At 34.0% G+C, this 9,743-nt stretch carries 8 protein-coding genes, 1 tRNA gene and 1 pseudogene; 7 read left to right on the top strand and 3 right to left on the bottom strand.

The window, feature by feature from the left end; genetic code table 11:
* Positions 1-585: 585 nt before the first annotated feature.
* The 5 genes and pseudogenes from ACOX6R_RS05880 to ACOX6R_RS05860 form a co-directional block, all read left to right on the top strand.
* Positions 586-1,122 (top strand): annotated as a pseudogene (locus tag ACOX6R_RS05880) (FAD-dependent oxidoreductase); the annotation flags it as partial.
* Positions 1,017-1,721 (top strand): NADPH-dependent oxidoreductase, encoded by a 705-nt coding sequence (locus tag ACOX6R_RS05875; RefSeq protein WP_433448246.1) that lies wholly within the window; start codon positions 1,017-1,019, stop codon positions 1,719-1,721. The pseudogene ACOX6R_RS05880 and the gene ACOX6R_RS05875, both read left to right, overlap by 106 nt.
* A gap of 56 nt (positions 1,722-1,777) precedes the next feature.
* Entirely contained in the window at positions 1,778-2,737 is a 960-nt protein-coding gene (locus ACOX6R_RS05870) for a D-2-hydroxyacid dehydrogenase (RefSeq protein WP_433448244.1), read from the top strand.
* A gap of 32 nt (positions 2,738-2,769) precedes the next feature.
* Positions 2,770-3,333, top strand: coding sequence for a flavin reductase family protein (locus tag ACOX6R_RS05865; protein ID WP_433448242.1), 564 nt, complete (start codon positions 2,770-2,772; stop codon positions 3,331-3,333).
* A gap of 63 nt (positions 3,334-3,396) precedes the next feature.
* Positions 3,397-4,290: an SDR family NAD(P)-dependent oxidoreductase gene (locus tag ACOX6R_RS05860; RefSeq protein ID WP_433448240.1), complete on the top strand. Its 894-nt coding sequence runs from the start codon at positions 3,397-3,399 to the stop codon at positions 4,288-4,290.
* 162 nt (positions 4,291-4,452) lie between these two features.
* On the opposite strand, the gene ACOX6R_RS05855 is transcribed toward ACOX6R_RS05860, so the two are convergent.
* Entirely contained in the window at positions 4,453-6,522 is a 2,070-nt protein-coding gene (locus tag ACOX6R_RS05855) for an S-layer homology domain-containing protein (RefSeq protein ID WP_433448238.1), read from the bottom strand.
* A 203-nt stretch (positions 6,523-6,725) separates the two neighbouring features.
* Positions 6,726-8,108: an aminopeptidase gene (locus ACOX6R_RS05850; RefSeq protein ID WP_433448236.1), complete on the bottom strand. Its 1,383-nt coding sequence runs from the start codon at positions 8,106-8,108 to the stop codon at positions 6,726-6,728.
* Between the two features lie 99 nt (positions 8,109-8,207).
* Between ACOX6R_RS05850 and ACOX6R_RS05845 the strand changes: the two genes are divergently transcribed.
* Positions 8,208-8,284 (top strand) — tRNA-Arg (locus ACOX6R_RS05845).
* An 80-nt stretch (positions 8,285-8,364) separates the two neighbouring features.
* On the opposite strand, the gene cutA is transcribed toward ACOX6R_RS05845, so the two are convergent.
* Complete coding sequence (cutA, locus tag ACOX6R_RS05840; protein WP_433448234.1) at positions 8,365-8,679, bottom strand: divalent cation tolerance protein CutA; 315 nt, start codon at positions 8,677-8,679, stop codon at positions 8,365-8,367.
* Positions 8,680-8,773: 94 nt separating this feature from the next.
* On the opposite strand from cutA, the gene ACOX6R_RS05835 reads away from it, so the two are divergent.
* Positions 8,774-9,103 (top strand): phage holin family protein, encoded by a 330-nt coding sequence (locus ACOX6R_RS05835; RefSeq protein ID WP_433448232.1) that lies wholly within the window; start codon positions 8,774-8,776, stop codon positions 9,101-9,103.
* Positions 9,104-9,743: the final 640 nt, after the last annotated feature.

The raw sequence follows: 9,743 nt of genomic DNA, 5'->3' as shown, positions 1-9,743 counted from the left end.
CGCATACGAGCGTGGTCGAAAAATGGCTATTTTGAGGTCAAAAAAGTCTTTGATATATTCCCGCGAACGAACGGCTCAATCCGGCGGACTTTTGACATCAATCTGGAGCAATCGAGCCATGTGGAGAAGGTGGTATTGATGTCATTAGCATAGGCTTTTAAATTTAAAGATCATATTTATGCAAAATTTCAAAAAATAATTCAAAATTTAAGGCATGATTGTTATATGTATCCGACACGCCCCATTTTAATGCGAAAAAATAATGGATTTTTTAAAATCATTACAGGAATAAGAAGAATAAGTAAATATTAATTCTTTAGAAAATATAATACGAAAAATAATTTGAGCGATGGATATTCTGTCGCTCTTTTTTATTTATGCGCATTTGTTTACTCGTCCATCTTTTAGTGTATAAATTTCTTAGAGGCATTTTGAGAATATGAATTTTACATAAATATTTAATAGATATTTTAAAATTTTCGCGATATGCGATAGAGCAAAATTTATAAGGAGGAAATTATGAAAGATTATGATGTGATATTTATTGGAAGTGGACACGCATGCTGACATGGTGCTCTACTTCTTAAACAAGCTGGAAAGAGCGTTGCTATAGTTGAAAAAGAGCTTTTGGGTGGTACTTGTACAAACTACGGTTGCGATGCAAAGATTTTGTTGGACTCACCTTTTGAACTTAAAGGTGCCATGAACCGCTACAAAGGTATTGGACTTAAACAAGAACCAGAGCTTGATTGGAAAAGCTTAATGCAGTATAAGAAAAAAGTTATTGGAGCTCTTCCAGATGCAATGGCAGGAATCTTCGAAAAATTTGACATTGATGTTATTAGAGGAGATGCAGTCTTTAAGGACAAAAACACTGTCGAAGTCGGCGGCGAAACTTACACTGCTAAGAAGTTTGTCATAGGCACTGGACAAAATTATATGCCACTAGATATTCCAGGAAAAGAATATATGCACGATTCTAGAGACTTCCTTTCTATTGATGAAATCACAGAACGATTAGAAAGTTTAAAGATAAAGAAGTTGATAAAGAGACTTTTGACAAAATTGTCTCAGGTGCGCTTAGGACAGCATCAAGCGTCGGCATGCAACAGTCAAGCATAATCGTTGTAACAGACGAAGAGAAGAAAAAACAAATCGCAGAGCTTTGCTACCAAGACTATATAGCAGCTGCACCTCACCTATTTATTTTTGTGCTCGACATGTATAGAAATAGAAAGATTTACGAAGAAAAGGCTGGAGAATTAAATCCAGAAAGTGACGTGGATAACTTCTTCCAAGCTTTCTCAGACACAATCTTAATGGCACAAAACACAAATAACCTTGTCGAGTCTCTTGGACTTGGTGGAATGTTTTTAGGTTCTGTACTAAATGATGCAGAAAAAATGATAGAGATTTTGGACTTGCCAGAGCTAACTCTTCCAGTACTCGGCTACGGATTTGGATATCCAGACGATGATCCAGAGATAAAACCTAGAATGCCAAAAGAATATAGAGTTTTTGAAAACTCTTACAAGAAAGAAGAAAATTATCTAGAAGCCTTAAAGGACTACGACGAAAAGATGAAAGAATACTACGCACATCGCGAAAAAAACAGCAGAGTGGACTCATTTACAGACCAAGTTGTAAAGATTAATAACTTTAAACTTCCTAAGAGGGCAATGCTTCTAGATATTGCAAGAAAAAACGGCTTCAAGTTATAACAAAATAATTTGATATTTAAAGCTTACAAACTTTAAAAATAAAAAGGGAGGCGTATATGATAGCGATAAGGACCAATGATAGTTTTTTAAAAATTCACGATATAGAAGAGATTCTTCCGCAAAAGCTTTCGGATGAGGAGTGGAAAATTTATCCGGACATCAAATCTATGGCAGATGATAAGGATGAAATTGAAATAATAATAAACGAAGGCAGAATCGACGAAGAAGATCTCGAAAAGTTGGACAAAGTTAAGTGGATTTTTTCATACTCCGCTGGAGTCGACTTTTATCCATTGGAGTACATGGAAAAAAGAGGCATAATCTTAACTAACACAAGTGGCGTGCACGCAAAAAATATTTCGGAGCAGGTACTTGGAGCAATGATTATGTTCTCAAGAAACCTAATAACTGCTCTAAAAAACCAAGAGAAGAAGATTTACGATGGCGACATTTCTGTTGGAGAGCTCACTGGGAAAAATCTACTCATTATTGGAACGGGCGCAATAGGAAAAGAAATCGCAAGAAGAGCAAGAGCCTTTGACATGAATGTGTGCGGAGTGAGAAATCACCCAGACGGAAATGTACCAGATAACTTCGATGAAATTTATAAAACAGATGACTTAGAAGAGCATCTCAAAGGATTCGACTACGTAGTAAGTGTCGTTCCGTCAACAGAAAAAACTCGCGGAATGTTTGACAAAAGAAAATTTGAACTTATGGATGAAGACGCAGTGTTTATAAATGTTGGCAGAGGAGACCTTATTGTTCAAGATGATCTAATAGAGGCCCTTTTAAATAAAAAAATTCGCGGAGCTTATCTAGATGTTTTTCCAAAAGAACCTGTGCCAGAGGACTCAAAACTTTGGAAGATAGATAACCTATTAATGACGCCTCACAATGCAGGAACGACGCCAAATTACTTCACAAGAGCTATGGATATATTTAAAGAAAATCTAGAAAGATACAAAAACGGAAGAGAATTAATAAACACAATAAACTACGGACTAAAATATTAAAATTATAACAAAATGAATAAATGGAGGATATTATGAAAAAAGAAATAAAAGCTAAATCACCACTTTTCCCAATGCCAGTTTTAATCATCTCAACATTTAACGAAGATGGTTCAGTAAATGCAATGAACGCAGCTTGGGGAACAATGCTCGACATGGATAGAGTTGCACTTAACCTTTCAGCAGACAGCAAGACTGTACAAAACATTAAAAACAAAAAGGCCTTTGTAGTTCACTTTGCCGATGCAAAACACTCTACAGAAGCAGACTTTTTTGGAGTAGTTAGCGGCAACAAGGTTAAAGACAAATTTGAAAAATCTGGCCTAACTTATGAAAAATCACAAGTAGTTGATGCGCCAGTAATTAACGAATTTCCAATAGCATTGGAATGCGAATTCGAAGAATATCAATCTGATAAAAACGGAATCGGCGTAATCGGAAAAATTGCGCGCGTGTCTGTGGAAGAAAACTGCCTAAAAGATGGACAAGTCGACATCGATGCAGTAGAAGCAATTGCCTTTGATCCATACACTAGAGGTTATTACAAAGTTAACGGAAGAGTTGGAGAAGCATATAAGGATGGATTACAACTAAGATAAATTATTAGATACCCTCACTGCTTAAAAGTAGTGGGGGTATTATTGTATAAAAAGGAGGACATTATGGTTTATAAAATATTGGTTACAATAATTGGAACAATTTTTATAATAAGCGCCGCCGCAGCTTTAATAATTTATATAGTAGAGAGAACGAATTATAAAAAAATAAAAGAAGAAGATGATAACAAGAAGAAACTCTCAATAATAACGGGCGCATCATCGGGACTTGGAAGGGACTTCGCAAAGTTCATATCAAAAAATAAAGATTATGAAGTAGATGAAATTATACTTATCGCAAGAAGAGAAGATAGACTCGAAAAATTAAAAAACACCTTGCCTATAGATTCTACCAGCTATCCAATGGATATGACAGACGAAGAAGAGATGGAAGAGTTTAAAAAATATTTAGAAAATAAAGTGGACGAAGAAAACCTAGAAATAAAATATCTAATAAATGCAGCAGGAAGCGGCATAAGAGGAGAAAGTCTTGACTTTGGATCAAGTAGAGAAATCGAGACGATAAAAATAAACTGCGAAGCGCAGGTCAATATGACTCACATCGTGGCGAACTTAATGAATGCAGGCTCAAGCATTTTGCAAATCGCATCAGTCGCTGCATTTAACCCAATGGAGCACCTAAACATGTATGCAGCATCAAAAGCATTTATCTACACATACGCAAGAGGACTTAGGGGAGAGCTCATGAAGAGGGGAATAAACGTGACGACAGTTTGCCCATACTTTATCGAAGACACAGAATTTATCGACAAGGCCGAAATGGACAGGAAAAAACTATTCCTTCCACTAAAATCAAAGCATGTAGTAAAAAAATCAATGGCTGATATGAATAGAAACTTCGCCCTCTCAACACCGGGATTTGTCGCAACAGCAGATAGAATATTGGGAGGCCTTGTGCCCGACGAAGTACTGCTTTATATAATGAGAAAGTTTGTGTGAGTAGACTGGATTTTCTTTATGTAATAAAAGTTTTGTGTTTTTATAAAGTACATTCTCACGATAACCTTAGTTATAATTTTTTTCACCTCATAAAAATACCCCCTTACTGTCTAAACAGCAAAGGGGATATGAACTCCTATTTCTTATAATTTTTTAATTTGCCTAATTATTTATACTTTCTTCGTTAGAATTATTTACTATATCTTTTGAAGAGTCTTCTTTATTTCCTATCCCAGATTCTAGAGAGTCTTTATTTGTATTTTCACTACCACCTATTTCGTCAGGATTTATGTCAACATCTTTGTTAGAGATATCTTCATTTGACTCTACTGTATCGACGCTAGTTTTAAAAGTTACTGTAATAGGTTCGCCTTTCTTTTTAAATGCGTCGACTGGATAAATATCAACAGTATATTCTGTATCTGGTTTGAGTTCATCTAGTCTCATATTCATTTTTTCAGGCATTGGAATTAGATAAAATCCTGACCAATCTTTCTCAGTCTTTGTAATTTGTTTTCCTTCTTCTTTAATTTCAAATTCGTAAGAATGAACTATATCGCCCTTTACGCTGTTAGGATCAACTTTTGCTTGATCGAATTCAAGGTTTACAGATTTCTTTTTATCAGATGAATTAATATCAGTTACTTTAACTTCAGTTCCTTTATCGAATTTAGGAGCTTTTGCCTCGTCATATCTTGCATCTGTGTATGGAAAATCTTCTGGATGTGCTGTGTCAAAAGTCCAAGTTTCATCTATCCATTTATCTGATATAAAGTCTCTATTTTTAATTGTAACCTTTGTTCCATCAGCTTCTACTAATAGTCCCTGTGCGCATAATTCTGAATTTTTAGGATAAGTTTCTCCCTTATTATATCCCTTTTCCATTTCAAAATAATATAGGGAAACTGTATTAACTGCAGTGAAATTACCTTGCCAAATACTTCTTGGGTGATTATTTGGTGAGTGAATATGTCCTGAGAAAGTTACTGCCATAGGATAATCTTTAAATATGCTTTTTGGTACATCTCCATACCAATCGTCTGATACATAGAAGGTATCTTTTACTGGATGGTGGAAAAATACAAATATTGGCTTATCTCCAGTGTCGTCTTTTGCTTTTTTAAGTTCTTCTGATAGCCATTTTGTCGCTTCTAAATAGCTTTCTCCTCCTTCTGCATCGGGACTTATCATTATAAAATGGTATCCATTAATTTTGTAGTGAGAATTTGGTTCATTTCCAAAGTATTTAGTAAATAGCTCTGTAGTTAAATTTTCGTGATTACCCATGGAAGCATGAACTTCCATTTTATCGCCCTTAAGGCCACTCTTTACCTTATCATATTCTTTATATTCTTCTTCTTTTCCATTATCTGTGACATCGCCCACGATAAATGAACTTGCTGCTCCATTTTCTTCAAAGAAGTTTAGAGCTTTTGTCGTTCTTTCGACCTGTGTTGGATTATCTGGTCTTAAATGGATATCTGAAATTACCCCAAATTTTACTGTATCGTCATTAGAATTGTCGTTGTGACTAGAACTGTTGTGGTGATGCTCTTTTTTATTTTCCTTTACTGAAGTATTTGACTTAGTTTCTGTTTTTTCTTCTTTGTTTGGATTTAGCGCAGTGCTTGTGCTAGGTTCTCCAATATTGTCATAAGCTACATTAAATATCTTAGATGCCTCTGCCCTTGTTATTGGATTTTTAGGTTTAAAACTTCCATCGGGATATCCATTAAGAACTTTTTTATCAGCAAGAGAAGCCACAGCACCTTTATTAATAATTTCATCTCTATCATTAAAATCATTTAGCTCTACTTCTTTAAGACCGTAAACAGCTGCAATAAGTTTAGACGCTTCATCACGATCTATGTAATCATCGCCTCTAAAGTAGTCTTCATCTTTTAAATAATAATTTACTGCTTTTCTAACTTCTTCGTAATACCAATCAGATTTTTTGACGTCCTTAAATTTAAAATCTCTTCCTTCTTCTGCCTTCATAAAATTATTAATTATAGTTATAAATTCTGCCTTGGTTATTTTACCTTCTGGTTTAAACTCTCCATCAGGATAGCCTTTGACAAGGTCTCTTTCTTGTGACCAATTGATGTTTTTCTCTGCCCAATGCCCTTTTACATCGTCAAAATTTTCTGTTGCTGCACTTACGGGCAAGTTAGCTGATGTAATTAATAATACAAATGTCATTAACATCAACAATATCTTTTTTAAATTCATTTCTTCTTCCTTTCTTTTTACATATAATAACTTCATTAGACAGTATAATGAGAATTTGTAAAGAGGATATTAACTTAAAGAAAATAATTAATAAAAATTACTAATCTTTTGATTGGTAAGATTATAGAAAATGCATCACAAATAATAAAAAAACTCCCAACTAGTAAACACTAATTAGGAGTTTTAAAATAAAAAGAAAAAAATTATTCAAATTTATCTAAAAATGCCTTGTATGCTTTATAAGTCATGTAGGCATCTGCCTTTGATACAAGTTCTACTGGTGCGTGCATAGAAAGCATTGCTGTTCCCATGTCCACTACTTCGGCGCCATATTTTGCCAAAATATAGGCAATTGTTCCGCCGCCGCCTTGGTCAACTTTTCCAAAGCCAGATATTTGCCAGATTACATCTTCTCGTCTAAATAAATCTCTAAGTTTTGAGATATATTCTGGGTTTGCGTCGTTTGAACCGCCTTTTCCGCCTGAGCCTGTGTATTTTGCCATGGCAATTCCGTATCCAACTTGTGCTTCGTTCTTATCGTCAGATACTTCTTTAAATGATGGGTCAAGCGCTGCTGATACGTCTGCTGATAGTACAGATGATTTTGCAAGTGCGCGTCTAACTTTAAGATCAGAATATTCACCCATGTTATTTATGATTTCTGCCAATGCGTTTTCGAAAAACATTGAAGTCATTGCAGTGTTTCCAACTGATCCGATTTCTTCCTTATCAACGAAAAGTGCTACTGCAGTCTTTTTAGGATCTTCAACTTCAAGAATTGCCTTTAAGTTTGCATACGAACAAACTCTGTCGTCGTGACCGTGAGATGCAATCATAGCTCTGTCAAATCCAACGTCCTTTGCTTTTTGTGCAGGAACTGCTTCGAATTCTGCAAAGGCAAAATCTTCTTCGTCTAGATTATATTTTTCTTTTAATATTGTTAAAATATTTCTCTTTATAGGGTTTTCGTCGCCTTCTACGCCATATGTGGAGTGTCCAACTACGATATTTAAATCTTCACCCTTAATCGCATCTTTTAGAGTTTTGCTGTTTTGATCCTTTGCCAAGTGTGGAAGGAGGTCATTTATATAGAATACTGGATCATTTTCATCTTCTCCAATAACTATATTGTGCTCATTCCCGTCTCTATCTCTAAAATATCCGTGAAGAGATAGGGCAATAGTTGGCCATTGGTATTTTTTAACTCCGCCGTAGTAGTGAGTTTTAAATAGTGCAAGGGAAGAGTCTTCGTAAAGTGGATTTCCCTTAAGGTCAAGTCTTGGTGAGTCGATGTGGGATCCGACGATGTTTAGACCTTCTTCGATATCATCTCCAATAACAAATAGTACAACTGATTTGTTTTTGTTGTTTAAATAGATTTTATCTCCCTTTTTGATTTTGCCATCTAATGCCTCATCAAGTGAGATAAATCCTTTTTCTTTTGCAGCACTTATTATGAATCTTGTGGCTTCTCTTTCAGTTTTTGCATTGTCAAGAAACGCCTTGTATTCTTCTGCATATTCGTAAATTTTTTCGTTTGTGTCCTTGTCTATTTGTTGCCAAATAGATTTTTTTTCAAATTGCATTTTATCACCTTCTGGAACTATTATATAGTAAATTTTAACTTTTTTAAACGCCATAGGAATTGACAGTTAAATTAAATTCCTATAAAATATTAGTATTAGGTCCTCGTAGCTCAGCTGGATAGAGCACACGCCTCCTAAGCGTGGGGCCGGAGGTTCGAATCCTCTCGTGGACGCCATATTCTGTGCTGCGGCACAGATTTTTTATTTAGCTTTGTTTAATATATTAATTTTATATTCCTTTCTCTTGTTTAATATATTAATCTAAATCCACAAGCTCAATAACATTTATAATCGGAACTTCGTATGGATGCTCTCTTTTTATTATTTGATAAACTTCTTTTGCATCTTTACTTTTTACTCTAAATTCGAGTTTTACTTCATCCACTTCTTCAACTTTTCCAACACTTCCAAGGTATGGATCTGCACCGTCTAGCGGTCTAAAGTGACCCAAAACTTTTGTACTGGAATATACATAATCGTAATTATTGTCTTTCAAGTATTCGTTAACGTTTGAAATAATGTCTTTGACATTTTTTTCAGGCACGAAAACCTCTATTTTTACGTATTTCATAACATCACCATGTATATTATACCCAAGTAAGTTGTTTAAAATTGGTTTTTAGGTGGTACAAAGTTAATATAGAATATAACAAGGAGGAAGAAAAATGATTCTTAGTTTAATAATCAAAGTAGTAATAAGTGCTCTAGCAATTTTATTGACATCTGCATTATCAATTGGAGTTACAATTAATGGTTTTGGCACTGCCATTGTGACAGCTATTGTTATCGGACTTTTGGACTGGCTAATCGAGAAGTTTACTGGTGTAGACGCATCTCCAGCTGGTAGAGGATTTAAAGGATTTGCTGTAGCGGCAATTATTCTTTTCCTTGCAGGTAAAATGGTCGATGGATTTACAGTAAGCGTTCTTGGAGCAATTATAGGCGCAGCAGTTCTAGGTATTGTTGATGCAATAATCCCTGGAAAGAGAATGTAATAAGTAGTTAGTAATTATAAATTAAAATTTATAGATTAGAGATGGGCTCTTGCCTGTCTCTTTTTTTGTCTAAATTTATAAAAATATTTAATAGGGAATTTAAGTCTAACTATATTTCATAAGTTGATAAAAGGTGAGTTAGAAAGGAAAAGTTTGAAATTATTTATAAATTATTATGTAGAGATAAGTTAAAATTTAAAAATCTATATGCATTTGATAGTTTATTTTTAATAGGTTGGTTGCACAGATGAAACTCTGAGCTTAGTCATAAGTTACTATGTAAAGGTTCATTGTAAAGCTAAAGTTTAACCTCATTCATAAGTTATTATGTAAAAAGTGGCTTATAAGGCTTAAAACTTTATAGAGAAATTTTTCTATTTAATAGTTATTTTAAAAGATAGACTTAGATCAAAGGAAAAGTGCAAAAAATAATACAATTTATGAAAATAATATTTAAAACTTTTCTTTTTAATTTTGTGGATTATTTTTTTAATTTTTCTAACTAATATCAACAATTAATGATTTTATAATTATAAATATTAATTTTTAAAAAGTTATCCACATATCTTAATAATAATGCACATTTGTGGATTAAAGTTTGCATTTTTACAGGTTTTATAAACTCTCATTACTTCAAATT

Origin of the sequence: Peptoniphilus sp., from assembly GCF_050943655.1 — a bacterium.
In the GTDB taxonomy this organism is placed as follows: domain Bacteria; phylum Bacillota; class Clostridia; order Tissierellales; family Peptoniphilaceae; genus Peptoniphilus_A.
The sequence above is the reverse complement of the archived record's forward strand: the minus strand, read 5'-3'. Positions and strand labels throughout refer to the sequence as shown.

Bases quoted from the DNA above. Each gene is read 5' to 3' on its own strand.
- ACOX6R_RS05870 (WP_433448244.1), top strand. From the start codon at position 1,778: ATGATAGCGATAAGGACCAATGATAGTTTTTTAAAAATTCACGATATA.
- ACOX6R_RS05865 (WP_433448242.1), top strand. From the start codon at position 2,770: ATGAAAAAAGAAATAAAAGCTAAATCACCACTTTTCCCAATGCCAGTT.
- ACOX6R_RS05860 (WP_433448240.1), top strand. From the start codon at position 3,397: ATGGTTTATAAAATATTGGTTACAATAATTGGAACAATTTTTATAATA.
- ACOX6R_RS05855 (WP_433448238.1), bottom strand. From the start codon at position 6,522: ATGAATTTAAAAAAGATATTGTTGATGTTAATGACATTTGTATTATTA.
- ACOX6R_RS05850 (WP_433448236.1), bottom strand. From the start codon at position 8,108: ATGCAATTTGAAAAAAAATCTATTTGGCAACAAATAGACAAGGACACA.
- cutA (WP_433448234.1), bottom strand. From the start codon at position 8,679: ATGAAATACGTAAAAATAGAGGTTTTCGTGCCTGAAAAAAATGTCAAA.
- ACOX6R_RS05835 (WP_433448232.1), top strand. From the start codon at position 8,774: ATGATTCTTAGTTTAATAATCAAAGTAGTAATAAGTGCTCTAGCAATT.